13 protein-coding genes and 2 tRNA genes are annotated in these 16,338 nt (G+C 70.4%); 6 read left to right on the top strand and 9 right to left on the bottom strand.

Annotation, left to right across the window (positions count from 1 at the left end):
• The 5 genes from LCC91_RS09530 to LCC91_RS09550 all read left to right on the top strand — a co-directional run bounded on the left by LCC91_RS09530 (position 1) and on the right by LCC91_RS09550 (position 4,843).
• Positions 1 to 1,653, top strand: coding sequence for a tetratricopeptide repeat protein (locus LCC91_RS09530; RefSeq protein WP_043703845.1), 1,653 nt, complete (start codon positions 1 to 3; stop codon positions 1,651 to 1,653).
• A gap of 6 nt (positions 1,654 to 1,659) precedes the next feature.
• Positions 1,660 to 3,297: a response regulator gene (locus LCC91_RS09535; protein WP_058616336.1), complete on the top strand. Its 1,638-nt coding sequence runs from the start codon at positions 1,660 to 1,662 to the stop codon at positions 3,295 to 3,297.
• A gap of 69 nt (positions 3,298 to 3,366) precedes the next feature.
• Positions 3,367 to 3,442: transfer RNA gene (locus LCC91_RS09540), tRNA-Ala, on the top strand.
• A gap of 6 nt (positions 3,443 to 3,448) precedes the next feature.
• Positions 3,449 to 3,524 (top strand) — tRNA-Lys (locus LCC91_RS09545).
• A 641-nt stretch (positions 3,525 to 4,165) separates the two neighbouring features.
• The gene (locus tag LCC91_RS09550; protein ID WP_224440910.1) at positions 4,166 to 4,843 is read left to right on the top strand and encodes a hypothetical protein; all 678 of its coding nucleotides are present in this window, start codon (positions 4,166 to 4,168) and stop codon (positions 4,841 to 4,843) included.
• 120 nt (positions 4,844 to 4,963) lie between these two features.
• On the opposite strand, the gene LCC91_RS09555 is transcribed toward LCC91_RS09550, so the two are convergent.
• The 8 genes from LCC91_RS09555 to LCC91_RS09590 form a co-directional block, all read right to left on the bottom strand.
• Positions 4,964 to 6,028, bottom strand: coding sequence for a DUF475 domain-containing protein (locus tag LCC91_RS09555; protein WP_197052594.1), 1,065 nt, complete (start codon positions 6,026 to 6,028; stop codon positions 4,964 to 4,966).
• Positions 6,028 to 6,177 carry a DUF2889 domain-containing protein gene (locus tag LCC91_RS09560; RefSeq protein ID WP_224440911.1) on the bottom strand — a complete coding sequence of 50 codons (150 nt, stop codon included), beginning with the start codon at positions 6,175 to 6,177 and terminating at the stop codon, positions 6,028 to 6,030. Before LCC91_RS09560 ends, LCC91_RS09555 begins: the two co-directional genes overlap by 1 nt.
• An 89-nt stretch (positions 6,178 to 6,266) precedes the next feature.
• Complete coding sequence (locus LCC91_RS09565) at positions 6,267 to 7,064, bottom strand: lysophospholipid acyltransferase family protein (RefSeq protein ID WP_390612144.1); 798 nt, start codon at positions 7,062 to 7,064, stop codon at positions 6,267 to 6,269.
• Complete coding sequence (locus LCC91_RS09570; RefSeq protein ID WP_043703842.1) at positions 7,051 to 8,382, bottom strand: dihydroorotase; 1,332 nt, start codon at positions 8,380 to 8,382, stop codon at positions 7,051 to 7,053. The genes LCC91_RS09565 and LCC91_RS09570 overlap by 14 nt, the downstream gene beginning before the upstream one ends.
• Complete coding sequence (locus LCC91_RS09575; RefSeq protein ID WP_043703839.1) at positions 8,379 to 9,338, bottom strand: aspartate carbamoyltransferase catalytic subunit; 960 nt, start codon at positions 9,336 to 9,338, stop codon at positions 8,379 to 8,381. Before LCC91_RS09575 ends, LCC91_RS09570 begins: the two co-directional genes overlap by 4 nt.
• A gap of 18 nt (positions 9,339 to 9,356) precedes the next feature.
• Positions 9,357 to 9,935, bottom strand: a complete 579-nt coding sequence (pyrR, locus tag LCC91_RS09580; RefSeq protein ID WP_043703836.1) for a bifunctional pyr operon transcriptional regulator/uracil phosphoribosyltransferase PyrR — start codon at positions 9,933 to 9,935, stop codon at positions 9,357 to 9,359.
• Complete coding sequence (ruvX, locus tag LCC91_RS09585) at positions 9,932 to 10,342, bottom strand: Holliday junction resolvase RuvX (protein WP_043703831.1); 411 nt, start codon at positions 10,340 to 10,342, stop codon at positions 9,932 to 9,934. Before ruvX ends, pyrR begins: the two co-directional genes overlap by 4 nt.
• Positions 10,339 to 11,079 carry a YqgE/AlgH family protein gene (locus LCC91_RS09590; protein ID WP_043703830.1) on the bottom strand — a complete coding sequence of 247 codons (741 nt, stop codon included), beginning with the start codon at positions 11,077 to 11,079 and terminating at the stop codon, positions 10,339 to 10,341. Before LCC91_RS09590 ends, ruvX begins: the two co-directional genes overlap by 4 nt.
• Positions 11,080 to 11,104: 25 nt before the next feature.
• Between LCC91_RS09590 and LCC91_RS09595 the strand changes: the two genes are divergently transcribed.
• Entirely contained in the window at positions 11,105 to 12,610 is a 1,506-nt protein-coding gene (locus LCC91_RS09595) for a cryptochrome/photolyase family protein (protein ID WP_043704158.1), read from the top strand.
• Positions 12,611 to 12,658: 48 nt separating this feature from the next.
• On the opposite strand, the gene LCC91_RS09600 is transcribed toward LCC91_RS09595, so the two are convergent.
• Positions 12,659 to 16,294, bottom strand: a complete 3,636-nt coding sequence (locus LCC91_RS09600) for an Hpt domain-containing protein (RefSeq protein WP_143898363.1) — start codon at positions 16,292 to 16,294, stop codon at positions 12,659 to 12,661.
• Positions 16,295 to 16,338: the final 44 nt, after the last annotated feature.

Below are 16,338 nucleotides of genomic sequence, written 5' to 3' on the forward strand. Positions count from 1 at the left end.
ATGGACTTGTTCGGAGCCACTGCACTGGTCGTCGACGCCAACCCCACGACGCGCATGACGCTGGCGGGGCAGCTGCGCGCGTACGGCTTCGTCTCGATCAGCCAGGCCAGCCGCATCGCCGATGCGCGGCGGGAAATCGAGCGCCACCCCTTCGACCTCGTCGTCTGCAGCGACGCGTTTCCACGCGGCGGCTCCGGACAGGCGCTGCTCGACGACCTGCGCCGCTCGGGGCTGCTGCCTTACGGCACCATCTTCATCCTCATCACGGACGAGGCCACCTACCTGAAGGTCGTGGAGGCGGCGGAATCGTCCGTCGACAGCTATATCGTACGGCCGTACGCCGCCGCGACGCTGTACGACCGCATCGAGCAGGCGCGCCGGCGCAAGACGGCGCTGTGGGACATCCACCGCGCGCTGGAGGAACGCCGTTACGACGACGCCGTCGAGCTGTGTCTGCAGCGCTTTGCGGCGCGCGGTCCGCAGTGGCTGACCGCGGCGCGTTGGGGCGCCGAGATCCTGTTGCGGCTCGGGCGCTTCGGCCAGGCCCAGGCCTTGTTCCAGTCGATCTGGGACGCCGATCCGCAGCCGTGGGCACTGCTGGGGGTGGCGCGCTGTCAGCTCGACAGCGGCTCGCCCGCGGCCGCGCTGGACACCCTGCGCCCGCTGATCGACGCCAACCCCGACTACGCCGATGCCTACGACGTGCGCGGACGCGCCCAGATGGAACTGGGGCAGTTCGAAAACGCGCTCGAGAGCCTGGAACAGGCGCTGCGCGTGACCCCGCTGGCCATCGGCCGCCAGCAACGGCTGGGCATGCTCGCGTTCTTCCTCGGCAACCGCGACAAGGCGGTCGAGCTGTTGCAGCGCGCGGCCGAGCTGGGGCTGGACTCGAAGATGTTCGACGCGGAGAGCCTGGTGCTGCTGGCGATCGCCGCCCACGAACGGGGGGACGCCGAGGCGTTCGAACGCCAGGCCGGAGAGCTGCGCAAGCGCGCCCGCGCCGCGCCCGATGACGCGCGGCTGCAGCGCTTCGTACAGTGCGTGGAGCTGCTGGCGCTGGCGGTCCGGGGGGAAACGGGCGCGCCGCTGGCGACCGCGCTCACCGCCATCGCCCAGGGCGTGGACGCCCCCGACTTCGACATGGAGGCCGCATGCAACCTGCTGGCCGTGCTGGCGGCGCTGGCCCACCGGGGCATCGCCACCGATCAGGCGCCCCTCGTGCAGCGGCTGGGTTTGCGATTTGCCACCTCCAAGGCGATGGGGGAGCTGCTCGCGAGCGCGGCCAGCCACCACACCCGCTACGCCGAACAGCTGCGCCAGTGCGAGACCACGATGGTGCAACGCATCGAACAGGTGTTGCGCCGCGCCAGCGAAGGCGAGGCCGTGCTCGCGCTCGCCGAGTTGTACGCGCTGGCGCAGGAGACGCACAACGCCCGCGCCGTGGAAACGGCGTGGCTGGTCCTGCAGCGCTACGCCCAGGACATCCCCAACGCGTCGAGCTGGAGCGAGCGGGTGCAGGCGCTGCGCCAGGCCTACGGCACGGCGCGCCACCGGCCGGCGCTCGGCGACCCGCGCCTGCGCCCCGCCGGCGGTGTCAACCTCGGCGCGGTGGACCGCGCCGCATCGGAACCGGCCGCTATGCCCGCCCCCTGACACCCCATGGATCTGTACGGCGCCACCGCCCTGGTCATCGACGGCAACCCCACGTCGCGCTCCATCCTGGTGTCGCAGCTGCGCGACATGGGGGCGCGCATGGTCGCCCAGAGTCCGCGCATCGCCGACGCGCGCCGCCAGCTCGAGTTCCGCACCTTCGACGTCGTGGTGTGCGAACAAAATTTCCCCAACGACACCGGCACGGGGCAGGCGCTGCTCGACGACCTGCGCCGCGCGGGGCTGCTGCCGTTTGCGACGGTGTTCATCATGGTCACCACCGAGGCGTCCTACTCCAAGGTCGCGGAAGCGGCGGAGTCGGCGCTCGACTCCTACCTGCTCAAGCCCTTCACCGCCAACCAGCTCGCGCAACGCATCGGTCAGGCGCGCCACCGCAAGACCGTGCTGCGCGACATCTTCGAGGCCGTCGAGGCCCAGCGCTACGAAGAAGCGGCACGACTGTGCCTGCAGCGCTTCGAGCAACGGCAGGACTACTGGCTGTACGCGGCCCGGGTCGGGGCGGAGCTGCTGTTGCGGCTCGGGCGTTACGACGAAGCGCAGCGGCTCTACGAGGCCGTCGTGGAGGCCAAAGCCTTGCCGTGGGCGCGGCTGGGCGTGGCGCGCGCGCAGATCGAATCCGGGCAGCTTCAAAAAGCCAATCAGACGCTGCACAGCCTCATCGACAGCGAACCCGACTACGCCGACGCCTACGACGTGATGGGCCGTGCGCAGATCGAGCTGGGCAACTTCGACGCGGCGCTGGCCGCATACAAGATGGCCACGGACCTGACGCCGGCGTCGATCAGCCGCCTGCAGCGCCACGGGATGCTGGCGCACTACTGCGGCCAGCGCGACACCGCCGAAGCGCTGCTGGCGCGCTCGGTGCGGCTGGGGCTGGACTCCAAGATGTTCGACGCGCAAACGCTCGTGCTGCTGGGCTTCATGCGCTTCGAGGCCGGCGACCGCAAGGGCCTGCAGCGCTACTGGGACGACGCGCTGCGCATGGTGGAGCGTCACCCGAAATCGTGGCGGCTGCGGCGGCTGGCACAGGTGCTGGAAATCGCGCTGCTGCTGCTCGATGCGCAGGTCGCGCGCGTGCTGGAGCGCCTGCGCGCGATGATGGCCACCATCAACGACGAGGACTTCGACTTCGAGGCGGCGTGCAACCTCGCCACGCTGCTGGCCTATGTCGCCCAGCGCGCCATCCAGATCGACGAGGTGGAAGAGCGCCTGACCGTGCTCGGGCGGCGCTTTTGCACCTCCAAGGCGCTCACGGCACTGCTGGCGCAGGCGGCGAGCGCCCACCCGCCGTACGCCGAGCGGCTCGCGGCGCTGCACAACGAGGTGCTCGGCATCGTCGAGCACGCGATGCGCCAGAGCCTGGCCGGCAACCCGCGCGCCGCAGTGCGCGAACTCATCGCGCAAGGCGAGGCCACGTGCAACGCCAAGATCATCGAATCCGCGTGGGGCGTGCTCAAGCGCTATGAGAGCCGCATCGAGGACGCCGCCGCGCTGGCCGAGCTGATCCAGCCGCTGCGCACGCGCTACCAGTCGTACACCAACAAGCCCGTGATCGGCGACAAGGCCGCGCGCCAGGCGGGCGGCGTGAGCTTGCGGGTGATGGACGTCGCCACTGCCGACACCTGATACCCCACCCCGCGTCGGCGGCGTCGACGCAGCAACGCGGGGCCTATTGGTGCTATAATGCGTGTTCTCGGGCCGATAGCTCAGCTGGGAGAGCGCTGCGTTCGCAATGCAGAGGTCGGGAGTTCGATCCTCCTTCGGTCCACCACCATTCGGGTTCTTAGCTCAGTTGGTAGAGCAGCGGACTCTTAATCCGTAGGTCGTAGGTTCGAATCCTACAGGACCCACCAGAAAAAGCAACGACTTAGCCCGCCACTGTGCGGGCTTTTTCGTGGCTGGCCGTGTACGTGTAGGCCCTGTGTGGGCATTTCTCGGAGATTGCGCGCGCCGACCCTTTTCGATACCGCGGCCCCCGCTTGGCGCCGGCCACCCGCCAGACCGCGCGCGGCGAGGGGCCGATATCCCGCTCTGGGGTGGGTACGGCTGCGAATGTCACGGGCACCGGCAGGTTCCGGCGCGGCCCTGGCGCTATCCGGTGCTGGCCCTCACGCGCGCAGCGTACCGACTCCGTCTCAAACCCGTGCGGCCGGGCGCCCCTCTGCACTGCCAAACAAGAGCCCGACGACATGCGCCGATGACGGGAGTGCTCTCCTCGCCGGCGAAGAGAGCACACACCACCTCGCGGCCTGCGCGGACGCGGGCTCGCAGGCGTCTACCCCCGAAGTCGCGCAAGAGACCGTGCCCAGCCCTCGATCCCAGAGCGGCGGATTTGCGCACGGCAACTCGGCACCTTGTGGCACCTTGTGTGTCGCAGCTCAATCGCGCACAATGACGCCACGCCAGCACCGATGCGTGACGCCTTTTCTGGCCCCCCTCGACCATGCCTATGTCCGCAACCGCAAATCGCGTCCCTTTTCCCCGCTGGGGTTGGTTGAGCCGTGGCTGCGCTGGCGCTGCGGCCGCCGCTGTCACCCTGTGGTTGGCGGGATGTACAACACCGCCGCCGCCTGCCCAGACCGAGCCCCCCGCCCCTGCCGTTAGTGTCCCGACACCGGCCCCCACCCCTGAGCCACCCCCGCCGGAAAAAATCTCGTCGGCAGCGACCGAGCGCGAATACCGACTCGACGGAGCGCGCCACCTGTACGAGCGCTATGGTGAGCGGATCTTCCGCGGCAAGCTGCCGCCGCTGCTGCAGGCGGTGGGCGTCATGCGCCTCGACATCGGGCCGCGTGGCGAGCTGCGGCACTTCGAATGGATGCGCGCCCCGGACCACGTCCCGCATGTCAAGGCCGAAATCGAGCGCCTCGTGCGCGCCGCCGCGCCCTACCCGGCGCCGCAGCGGCTGGGTGGGGTGCGCTACGTCGACACGTGGCTGTGGGACAAGAGTGGCACGTTCCAGCTCGACACGCTGACCGAAGGCCAGCTCGACCGGTTGCCGGCGCCTGCGGCCCGCCCCCGGAAGGCAGCGGCGCGCGCAGAGCCTTCACCGGCTGTGCGCAAGGCGACACGCGTGACCGCAACCCCTGGGAACGCCAAATCGGCGCCCCCCGGGGGTTCCACCCGCGTGGCCAGCGGTGACGGAACCGAAGCGACGGTGCAGCCACGCTGATTCGCCGACGACATGCCCCGCGCGGTCATGGCGCGGCCAGGGGCAGCGGTCGCGGCGGCGGGCTGCATCGCCCGCCGCACACCAATGACGCCCGGCGTGACGTCGGGTCCGTCGGTTGGGTCAATCGGGTTGGTCGTCGGCGGTGGCGTCGTTGGCCTGCTGCGCACAATTTGCCCGGCGTTCGCGCACCGACGACACGATCGACGCGGCGATGAAGGCCACGCCGATCAGGCCGGTCACGACCTCCGGCACGTGCACGAGGGTGCCCAGCAGCATGATCGCCGCCAGCGCCCCGATCGCATAGTGCGCGCCGTGCTCCAGGTAGACGTATGCCTGCAGCGTGCCGCGCTCGACCAGGTACACCGTGATCGAGCGCACGAAGATCGCGCCGATCGCGAGCCCCAGCATGATGATGACGACGTCCTTGGTGATGGCAAACGCGCCGATCACGCCGTCGAACGAGAACGAGGCGTCCAGCACCTCGAGGTAGAGGAAGCTCGCAAACCCCGAGCGGTGCATCGCCGCCACGGCCGCGTCACCGGCCTCCTCCGACTCGAACAGCGCGCCCACCGCGTCCACCGCCAGGTACAGCAGGATCCCCGCAACACCGGCGACGAAGACGCGCGTCTGCTCGGCTTCCGGCACCCACCAGCGGGTCGAAAACACCACGGCCAGCGCGATGAAGACACTGATCTCGTCGAACTTGGCCGCGCGCACCATGCGCCGCTCCAGCGGCCCGAGCCAGTGCGTCTCCTTGTTGCGGTCGAACAGAAAGTTCAGGAACACCAGCAACAAAAAGGTGCCCCCGAACGCCGAGATGACGGGGTAGACGCCGGTGAGCACGCGGGAGTATTCGTCCGGCTGTTGCAGCGCCAGGCGCACCGTCTCCCCCCAGCCGATGTCGGCCGACACCGCAACGATGACGATGGGAAACACGAGCCGCATGCCGAAGACCGCGATCAGGATGCCCACCGTCAGGAACAGCTGCCGCCACAGGGGGCTCATGTAGCGCAGCACGCCGGCGTTGACGACGGCGTTGTCGAACGAGAGGCTCACCTCCAGGACGGCGAGCACGGTCGTGAGCCACAGCGCGGTCCACAGCCCCATCGGGGTTTGCAGCCCCCACCAGGCCGCAAGCCCCAGACAGACGGCCGAAAACGCAAGCGAAAAACGAAAATGCCGGATCATGCCGCGGACTCCTGCGTGGCGCGGGGACGGAAAAACAGCGGGTAGCGCCGTACGATGTCCCGCAAGCCGTCGTCGCGCCGGTAACCGCGGAACTCGACGCGACGCGTGTGCATGGGTTGGCGCTCGACAGGGGGTGGCAAGGACAAGGTGAAAACTCCTTCGGGCAGGGCGCAACAGCGAACCCGTGATTGTCGCGAAACGCGCGCCGGTGCCGCTGTCGATTCGGCGACGCGCGTCAGTCCGTGGGCGGGGGCAGCCCGGCCAGCACCGCGACCTCGGCGCGCAAATCCGCCGCCCACGTGCGCCGATCGCGCCCACTCGCGGTCTGCGGGCACCCCCAGCGCAGGTGCGCCACCAGCCCCTGCGCCGTCAACACCCGCCACAGCGACGTCAGCAGCGCGGTGTCGCCGACGTACACGGGCGCGTCATGGCGCGACAGGGCCTCCGCGGGCACGCGGGCATCGCGGTACGCCAGCCCCAACGGCTGCGCGGGCGCGCCGGTGACGAGCGCCGCTTGCAGCAGGTTGGCGTGAAACGGGAGCACCGTGCGGCCATCGCTGGTCGTGCCCTCAGGGAAGACCGCGAGCACGTCGCACGCGCGCAGCCGCTCGGCCAGGTGGTGCACGACGCGCAGTGCGTCGCGCTTGCGGTCGCGCTCGATGAAAAGCGTGCCCGCCCCGGCGACGAGCCGGCCGAGCAGCGGCCAGTGCCGCACATCGGCCTTGGACACAAAGCGGCACGGGCGCGCGGCATCGATGGCCAGGATATCGAGCCACGAGACGTGGTTGCTCACCACCAGCACCGGCCCGGCCGCGGGGGGCTCCCCTTCCACGCGCAGGGTCACCCCGAGGATGCGCAGCGCCTTGGCCGACCATGCCTGGATGCGCGCGGCGCGCGCCGCCTCGTCCCAGCGCGGGAAAGCGCGCCACACGGTCCACAGCCCGCCCAGCACGTGCGCCACCAGCCACGCTGCCCGCGCGACGGCGCGCCAGCGCATGCCCCAGCGCGACATCACCGGTTCAGCCGCCCGCATCGAACGCGAGGTGACCGCCCACCAGCGTCGCACGCACGCGGCCGGGGAGCGCGTGTCCCTCGAACGGTGTGTGGCGGCCCTGGCTGCGCAGCCGCGCCGGCTCGACGCGCCACTCGTGCGCCGGATCGAGCACGCACACGTCCGCGACGCCGCCCACCGCGAGCCGACCGACGCTCGCCTGCAGCGTGCCCAGGCGCGCGCCCAGCACGCGCGCCGGCCCCGCGGTCAACACCTCGACGACGCGCGCGATCGGCACACCGTCCTGCTGCGCCCATTTCAGCGCCAGCGCGGCGAGCAGCTCCACCGCCGTGGCCCCCGGCTCAGCCTCGGCGAACGGCAGCGCTTTCGCGTCCGCCGACACCGGCGTGTGGTCGGACACCAGCGCGTCGATCGTGCCATCGGCGAGTCCCTGGCGCAGCGCGTCGCGGTCGCGCTGCTGGCGCACGGGCGGCTGCAGCCGCAACCGGGTGTCGTAGTAGCCGATGTCCGTGTCGGTGAGCATGAGCTGGTGGACGCTGACGTCGGCCGTCACCGGCAGGCCCTCGGCCTTGGCCTGCCGCACCAGCGCCACGCCCGCGGCCGTGCTGAGGCGACACAGGTGCAGCCGCACCGGTGGCTCGGTGCCCGGCGGCGCCACGCGCCCCACGACGCCGCGCAGCAGCTCGAACAGCGTGTGCAGCGCGATCACCTCGGACGCGGCCGGCACACCCGACAGGCCCAGGCGCGTGGCGAGCGGCCCGCTGGCCATCACGCCCTTGGACAGCCACGGCTCCTCGGGCCGCAGCCACACGCTATAGCCGAAGGTGGCCGCGTACTGAAACGCGCGCTGCAACACCTGGGTGTTGACGATGGGGCGATCGGCCTGACCAAAGCCGACGCAGCCGCGCTCGGTGAGTTGTACCATCTCGGCCAGCACCTCGCCCTGCAGCCCGCGCGTGAGCGCACCGAGCGGGAAGAGCCGCGCGCGGTGCAGCTTTTCGGCGCGGGCCTTGAGCATGTCGACGAGGCCCGGTTCGTCCAGCACCGGGTCGGTATCGGGCGGGCACACGAGGCTGGTGACGCCACCGGCGACGGCGGCGGCGGTTTCGCTCTCCAGCATCCCGGCGTGCTCCTGCCCCGGCTCGCCAAGGCGCACACACAGGTCCACCAGCCCCGGCAGCACCCAGCACCCGGTGGCGTCCAACACGCGGTTCGGCGCAAAGTCGGCCGGCACGGCGCCGATGCCGATGATGCGGCCAGCGGCGATCGCGACGTCGGCGACGCGGTCGGTGCCACTGGCGGGATCGATGACCCGCCCCTGACGGATGAGCAGCTTCATGCCTCGTTCCCCGCGATGATGCCCATGACGGCCATGCGCACCGCAATACCGAACGTCACCTGCGGCAGCACGACGCTTTGCGCCCCGTCGACGACGGCGGAGTCGATTTCGACCCCGCGGTTGACCGGCCCCGGGTGCATGACGATGGCGTCCGGCTTGGCCCAGCGCAGCCGCTCCGGCGTCAGGCCGAAGCGCTGGTGAAACTCCTGGCTCGAGGGCAGCAGCGCGCCGCTCATGCGCTCGTTTTGCAGCCGCAGCGCGATGACCACGTCACAGTCGCGGATGCCCTCCTCCAGCGAGTGGCACACGCGCACACCCAAGTGCGACAGGTCGCTCGGCACCAGCGTGCGCGGGCCCACGACGCGCACGTCCGGACAGCCCAGCGTGGTCAGCGCGTGGATGTCGGAGCGCGCCACACGCGAGTGCAGCACGTCGCCAACGATGGCCACCGACAGCTGCGTGAAGTCGCCCTTGTAGTGGCGGATCGTGTACATGTCCAGCAGGCCCTGCGTCGGGTGCGCGTGGCGGCCGTCACCGGCGTTGATCACGTGCACGTGCGGCGCGACGTGCTGCGCGATCAGGTACGGCGCGCCGGACTCGCTGTGGCGCACAACGAAGATGTCCGCCGCCATCGCCGAGAGGTTGGCGATCGTGTCGAGTAGCGTCTCGCCCTTGGCGGTGGACGAGCGCGCGATGTCCAGATTGAACACGTCGGCCGACAGGCGCGTCGCCGCGATCTCGAACGTGGTACGCGTGCGCGTGCTGTTTTCGAAAAACAGGTTGAAGACGCTCTTGCCGCGCAGCAGCGGCACCTTTTTGACCTCGCGGTCGTTGACGCTGACGAACTGCTGCGCCGTGTCCAGAATGTGCAGCAGGATGTCGCGCGGCAAGCCCTCGGTCGAGAGCAGGTGGATCAGCTCACCGTGGCGGTTGAGTTGGGGGTTGTGGCTTGGCATGGCGGCGCGCTCCGTGGTTCAGCCCTGTCGTGGTTGGGCGCGCTCCAGCAGCACGAAGCTGAAGCGCCCGTCCGCCCCTTGCGCGAGCTCGAACGACTGGTGTGGCGGCAGCGGCAGCCGTACCGCCGCCGCGTCGGCCGCCACCGGCAGCTCGCGCCCGCCGCGGTCGACGAGGACCGCGAGGCGCACGCTGGCCGGCCGCCCGTAGTCGAACAGCTCGTTGAGCACGGCCCGCAGCGTGCGACCGGTGTAGAGCACGTCGTCGATCAGCAGCACATGCGCCCCCTCCACGGCGAACGGCAGGCGCGTCTGCGCCGGTGCCGCGGCCAGCCCGCGCTGCGCATAGTCGTCACGGTGCAGCGTCGCGGCGATGGTGCCCGGCTCCCCAGGCAGCCCCAATTCACGGTGCAGCCGCGCGGCCAGCCACGCACCACCGGAGACGACCCCGACCAGGTGCGTGGGCTGCGGGCCCGTGGCCAGCAGCGCCTGCACCGCGCGGCGCAGCTCGGCGTACAGGGCTTCGGCGTCGATGGGCAGCGTGCCCGCGGCGAGCGGTGCGGCGGCTGCGGCGCGCGCCGGTTCGGCGTCGGCGGTCATGGCAGGCTCCTCAAAAACTGTTCCAGAATGATGCACGCGGCTGCCGCGTCGGCATCCGCGGCCCCCTGCGCGTGCGCTTCGGTGGTGCTGTAGCGCTCGTCCACCTCGATCACGGGCAGCCCGGTGCGGCCGTGCAGCTGGCGCGCGAAGCGCTGCGCCCGGCGCGTCTGCTCGTGCGCCGCGCCGTCAGGATGAAAAGGCACGCCCACGACCAACGCATCCGGGCCCCATTCGGCGATCACGGCCAGCAGGCGTTGCCAGCGCGCATCGCCCTGCGCGGCGATGGTCGGCAGCGGTGAGGCGGTGCGTGTGACGACGTTGCCACTGGCCATGCCGACGCGCCGCTCCCCCCAGTCGAAGGCGAGGAAGGTCTGCGCCCGCGCCGGCACCACGCCCCACGCGGTCATGCCCGCCCCGCGCCCGGCGCCAGCATCCACGGCTGCACCCCCAGCAGCGCCAGCGCGCGCTCGTAACGCTGCTCGACCGGCACTTCGAACAACAGCGCCGGGTCGGCCGGCACGGTCAGCCAAGCGTTGTCACCGATCTCCGACTCGAGCTGCCCCTCGCCCCACGACGCATACCCGAGCGTGATGAGCATCTGCCGCGGCCCCGCGCCGGCGGCCACGGCCTCCAGCACGTCGCGCGAGGTCGTCAGTTCCAACCCGGCCCCTGGCACCTTCAGCGAGGAGGCGTACACGGTCAGGCGCGGGGCTTCCGGCGCTTGCGCGGCGTCGGGGTCGCCGCCGGCCCCCGTGTCGACCCCCGCAGACTGCAGCAGCGCCCCCATCGCGGACGCGGGGGCGGGCGCGGGACCCGCCGCCTCCGCGCGGCTGGCGACCGCGGCGACGATCGGCTGCGGCTCGCCCATGTCCTCGTGCAGCACGAACCCGCGCTCCGGCTGCAGCGGACCGCCGCGCAAGACGGGCATGCCGGACCATTCCGGCCGGCCCAGCGGCAGCTCCAGCCGCTCGAACAGATCGTCAAGCGTGATGCCGGTCGGCTTGTTGATGATCAGCCCCAGCGCCCCGCGCGGCGTGTGCTCGCACAGGTACACGACACTGCGCCCGAACAGTTCGTCGTTCAGCCCGGGCATGGCGATCAAAAAATGATGCGTCAGGTCGGCAGGGGCAGAATCCGGGCTCATGGCGGCCAATTTTACGCGTCACCCCATGTCTGCCCCCTCCAAACCCTACGACCGCGGCCTCATGTGGTTCCGCCGCGATCTGCGCGCCGAAGACAACGCCGCGCTCTGCCAGGCGCTCACGCAGTGCCGGCAGGTCTGGTGCGTGTTCGTGTTCGACACCGCGATCCTGCAGCCGCTGCTCGACCGCGGGCTGACCGCCGACCGGCGCGTGGAATTCATCCATGAGAGCCTGATCGACCTGGACGAACAGTTGCGCGCGCTCGGGCGATCCCACGGCACCGAAGGTGTTGGCCTGATCGTGCGCCACGGGGCGGCGGTGAAGGTAATCCCGCGCCTGGCCGCTGCGCTCGGGGCGCAGGCGGTGTTCGCCAACCACGACGACGACCCCTATGCCCGGCGCCGCGATGCGCAGGTGCTGGGCGCGCTGGCCCACGCCGGCGCGGTGCTGCAGACGTACAAGGACCACGTCGTGTTCGAGCGGCACGAGGTGCTCACCGGCTTTGGCCGGCCGTTCACGGTGTTCACGCCCTACAAGAACGCGTGGCTCAAGGCGTTGACCGACGAGCACCTGCGCGCGCACCCGGTCGAGCGCCACGGCGACGCGCTGGCGCCCTGCCCTCCGGATCACCCGCCGGGCGTGCCGGCGCTGGAGGCGCTGGGGTTTGCACGCACCAACCTGCGCGAGCTGCGCGTGCGCACCGGCACGCGCGGGGCGCGTGCATTGCTGGAGGATTTCCTGACCCGCATCGAGCACTACCACCAGGCGCGCGACTACCCCGCCGTCAAGGGGCCGAGCTACCTGAGCGTGCACCTGCGCTTCGGCACGATCAGCGTGCGCGCGCTGGTGAGCACGGCGCTGGCCTTGCACCGGCAGGGCATGGCGGGTGCCACCGCATGGCTCAACGAGCTGATCTGGCGCGAGTTCTATCACCAGATCCTGGCCAACTTCCCCCACGTCGGCGAGGGCAAGGTCTTCAAGCCGGAATACGACGCGATCCGCTGGGAGCGCGGCAAACACGCGCAGGCGCTGTTTGCCGCCTGGTGCGAGGGGCGCACGGGTTACCCGCTGGTCGACGCGGCGATGCACCAGCTCAACCAAACCGGCTACATGCACAACCGGCTGCGCATGGTCACGGCCAGCTTTCTGACCAAAGACCTCGGGTTGGACTGGCGCTGGGGCGAGCAGTATTTCGCGGACCACCTGATCGACTTCGACCTCGCCGCCAACAACGGCGGCTGGCAGTGGGCAGCCTCCAGCGGCTGCGACGCGCAGCCCTACTTCCGCATCTTCAACCCGGTCACGCAGAGCGAAAAATTCGACCCGCAGGGCAAGTTCATCCGCCGCTACCTGCCGGTGCTGGCGAAGCTGCCAACCCCCGCGCTGCACGCGCCCTGGCAGGCCGATGCCGCGGTGCGGGCGGCAGCGGGCGTCACACTGGGGCGCGACTACCCGATGCCGATCGTCGACCACGCCGAAGCACGCGCGCGCACGCTGGAGCGCTACGCCGTCGTGCGCCGCGAGCGTTCCTGACGCGCAACCCGCCCGGCACACCCTCCGCGGCGCTTCGCCGGAAAGCAGCTAGATACCCACCAGCGGATGCAGCACCGGCAGCACGGTGCCGTCCGCACACCGGCCCATGCCGACGTAGCCGGGCAGTACCACATCGGGACCAGCCGCCCCGCATGCCGCGCTCACCGCCGCCGGATCCAGCCACACCACCCGATGGTCCAGCACCGCGTCCACCGCCCACGCGGCCCGCTGGCCGACCCCGCGGCAGGTCACCACCGTGACCCGTGCGGCGTCTCCCGGCACGACGCGCGATGCCGCCCAGGACCACCCCACCGGCGCAATGGGCCACGCGTGCCCCTGCGCGTCGCGCCACACGCCCGCGCGCTGCGCATCGGCCCACACCCCAGCGGACACGCGCGTCTCCGCGTCGACCGCGGTGGCCAGCAACCCCACCGTCTGAGCGTGCATCTGCACGACCGTCACCGCAACCAGCGACAGCGCAACCGGCACCACCAGCCGCCATCCGCCACCGCCAGCTTCGGGTACCAAGCAGGTCACCTGGGCCGCGAGTGCGCGTAACTCGCCCTCGACACCGGCATCCCCCAACCCGACGGCTGCCCATGGATCGTCACCCGCGGGCCCCACAGTCGGACGCTCGATCGCGCACCGGATGGCATCGTCCGGCGTAAACGGATCGTCGCGCGCATGCAAACCCCAACGGATGGCATCGTCGTGCAAACGCCCCCATGGCAGCGACGCGCCGTCGTGCACACACTCGACGACAATTGCCCCCCGTTCGAGGACGTTGCGCAAACGCACCGCGACCGTCCGGGCACCGGGTCGCAACGCCGCCGCCACCGCTCCGAGGTGGGCCAGGATCACGGTGAGCCGATCGGCCACCGCGGGCTCCAGCCAGAGGTCAGCACCGATGTCCCACTGCCAATGCAGCGCCGGCGCATCCGCGCACGCCCTCGCCAAGTGTTGCGCGAGCGCATCGGGTCCGAGCCAGCCCCAGCGCGCGACCTGCGGACGCACCGCCAGGCCGGCTGCACGCCGCTGCCGCCGGATCTCCAACGCCGCCGCCGCCCATGTCCGACGAGCCGTCCGATCGACAGATCCGGCCGCCCCGCCGCTGCCCGTCGCCGTCCTGGAACCCCTGCGCCATACCGCTTGCTGTCGACCGGCGCGCACGAGAACATCCGCCGCGATGAGCCATGTCAGCGGCGACCCGGTCGGTGTGTTGGGCTCTGATGCAGCCGTATCGACTGCCTCATCGGGCGCGGGAGACGATGCAACGTCGCCGGACATCACGATCGAGTCTGGAGACAGCGGGCAATCCGCTGCATCCAGCGCTTCGGTTCCGGGCCCCTCCTCGACCGAGGCCTCCATGAGCGCTGCCTCCGCGGCGGCCGGCTCGGGTTCTGCACGAACAGACTCCGGGTCGCCCAACCCGTTCGCCGCGCCCTCGCCAACACCGATGCCGCCCTCGTGGACAACCGTCACCTCAGCAGCATCCATCTCGCTGCCAGCGTCGAGGCGTTGCAGCAAAACATCGACACTGGCGAGACGCTCTTCCTCATCACCCGCCGTGCCGTGTTCCACCCACGCCTGCACCCACAAGACGAGCGCGTCGCGCACGCCCTGCAGCACCGCGATGTGCCCGGGATCGGGCACATGATCCTCCGCGAGCCACGCATTGAGGCGGCGCTCGGCCCCCCATGCAGCCTCGCCGAGCTGCCGGAACCCGACGAGCCGTGCACTGCCTTTGAGGGTGTGAAAAACCCGCCGCACACGGCCCAGTGCGCCCCGATCGGTGGGATCGCTCTGCAACGAGGCCAGGGGACGCGCCAACTCGTCTAGCAGCTCGGTCGCCTCCTCGAGGAAGATGGCGCGCTCGTCGAACTCGTCCACGGATTCGTCGCCCGAGATCGACTCTTCCGCTGGCGGCACTTCATCGACTTCGCCGACAGCGCAGTTCTCGCGCGTCAACAGCCCCGTTTCGCGGTCGAAAACATAAGGGTGTGCGGCATACCCCGCCGGGTCACGCTCCCACGCCTCCAGCCACACCGCGATCGCGGCCAGATTGGCACTGACGCGATCGGCTTGCTCCGGCGGCACCGTGAACGGGCCGGCGTCGTGGGACGACAGCCATTGCGCGACCTCATCGGCGCAAGCAAGCAGGGCGGTATCGATACCCCCGGATGCCATCCAAACGGCTGTCTCACGTAAGCCACGCAACCGCTGAGGCACGCTGCGCAGCGCCTCCCACGCGAGTTCGTCGCCTCTTCGCCACAGTGCATCGAGCGCAGACTCGACGTCAGCAAGGACAGTGCGCCATTCACGTACCAACGTACGCGCGCCCTCGCGCTCGGTCCAGGCGCGATAGCGCTCGACGAGCCACGGCTCGGGGTCCTGCATCGCTTCACCCGACGCTTTGGCCTGCAGTCGGGCGGCCAGCGCACAAACGCGCTGAGCCTGCCCCCCATCCACGACATCCAAAGATTCGAGCTCGGTTTGCGTGCCGAGCGCCACCAACACGGTCTCGACGTCGGTACCGCCTGTGGTGGCCAGCGTTGCACCCCACTGCCGCCACGCCGACGACAGCAATGGCCAGGGAGCGGGCAACGATGCCAAGGCGTCGGCCAAGGCCGCAACCGCCTGCTCCCGCCCGTCCCCTGCCCCTTGCGCACCTACGCGCAGCACGTGCTGTACGGCTTCCAAGGCCTGTGCGACGACCTTTGGATCGACTTGCCCAAGGCACCGCCGCTCCGGGTCCCAACGCAATGGCTCCGTCCATCCCAGCGCTTTCCAGAGCGCATGGGCATGCGGCAACGTCTCATCGGGTGCCGGATCGACACGCGCGACGAGATACAACCACTCCCGCGCCGAGCCTTCCCATGGCACCCCCGCGGTGGGCCCACCACTGAACGAGGGCACATGCAAACGCAACATCGACGCCACAGAGCGCTTGAACCACACGTCCGTCGATAGACGCTGGGCCGCTACCGCCTCGAAGACGGCCGCAGCAATCGACCAAAAACGCGTCTGCGACGGGTCACCTCCTGCCCGCGCAAGCCCAGCCACGAGCCGCGCCAACCCGACCGCGGCGGAGACGCGCCCTTCGCGCAACAGCGGCAAGGCAAACCTCTCGACCCAATACCGCACGCGCGGACTGGGCAAGATACGCTGCGCTTTCGGCACAGGGAGCGTCGCCGGCAATGCCTGCATCCAGAGATCCGCCGGGTGCGCCCTTGCTTGCACCCACTGACGCCAATCCCGGTAAAACGGAAACAGGGCGAGCCCCGGCAGCCCCCGACGGTCCAAATGGCGCCGGAGCTGATCCTGCAGTGCCCACACGCCCCGCTCCACCAGAGGGATGACCTCGGGCTCCGCGGCCAAGGGCCGCTCGATCAGCCGTTCGACAACGGCCTGCAACGCGGCCACGGTCCGCGCCTCGGGCACGAGCCCGACCATCTCCAGCGCTCCCACCGCCTGCTGCAAGGCCTGCGCCTGCAATCGCATCTCGGCGGCATCGACCGCTGACAAATCGGCACTGCGCGAACGTTCGTGGGCCGTGACGTAGTCCCGCACGGCCGCCAGGGCACCCTGCAAGGCCCGCTGCAACTCATCGTGGAGCCAAGCCAGCGGTGCCAAATCCAAAACCGTGTCGCCCATCGGCTCCGCGGTCTGCGTACGTGGGTTCACTGCCCTGTCCCTCCTCCTCGTCCAACCGCGTTGCGACACCGCGC

The sequence above is a fragment of the Tepidimonas taiwanensis genome (genome assembly GCF_020162115.1).
Lineage (GTDB): Bacteria > Pseudomonadota > Gammaproteobacteria > Burkholderiales > Burkholderiaceae_C > Tepidimonas > Tepidimonas taiwanensis.